Origin of the sequence: Aliivibrio sp. 1S128 (assembly GCF_001691065.1) — a bacterium.
Taxonomy (GTDB): domain Bacteria; phylum Pseudomonadota; class Gammaproteobacteria; order Enterobacterales; family Vibrionaceae; genus Aliivibrio.
On record NZ_MAJV01000132.1, the window covers coordinates 3,557 to 4,288 of the forward strand.

At 34.0% G+C, this 732-nt stretch carries 1 protein-coding gene; it reads left to right on the forward strand.

Annotated features, from left to right (window positions below; translation table 11 throughout):
* Positions 1 to 86: 86 nt before the first annotated feature.
* Positions 87 to 626, forward strand: coding sequence for a hypothetical protein (locus tag A6E03_RS17950; RefSeq protein ID WP_065601437.1), 540 nt, complete (start codon positions 87 to 89; stop codon positions 624 to 626).
* Positions 627 to 732 lie beyond the last annotated feature (106 nt).

The window sequence follows — 732 nt, forward strand, 5'->3', positions numbered from 1 at the left end:
TCGTTTTAAGGCGTCAATATCAAGTATATTTGCATAGTAATAAACGTGTTATGCAGGCGTTATGTATACAATCTGAAGGAAATTAAGTGTATATTTTTCAAAAAGGCCAGGTTTGCGATCTCAAAACTCGAGAGTTAACTGAGTTGCTTGAGATGCTAGATCAAAAGTTAAGCTCACTAATTTTAGAAAGTAATAAATCAGAGGATTCAGACGCACTTGGTTTGTATGATAGAGCTGAATACTTTATTGGCATCGGTTTCGTTGCAATGCAGCAATATATAGCAGATACGATGTTTAACTCTAAAGTAAGTAAAAAAAATGCTCTTAACCTTGGTAATAAATCACCTAAAGGTATTCCTTATATTGCGATAATCAATTTTGCTGCAAATTGGTGGAAACATGAAGCTGAATGGGATTGGTTTGGTGAAGGTGAAATAGATCAACAAACGTTTAAAGATGTTTTGAATGTTTCAGGGTCTGTTGAATATCCACTTTCCAATATACTTTCGCATTTATGTTCTGAGAACGAACTTTCATTATCTCTAGTTATTCCAAAATTAGAAAGTTGGCGAGATGAGTTCATTAAATATCGTCAGAATCAATGTAACAATAACCAGTATACATAACAATTGCATCAACACGATTTGCTACATTCGGCATTCTAGGTTTCTTTGGGTTTACCGTGTTAAGTGGTACATTTAAGCTTAGCTTGCATAGTAGCAAACGTGTTAT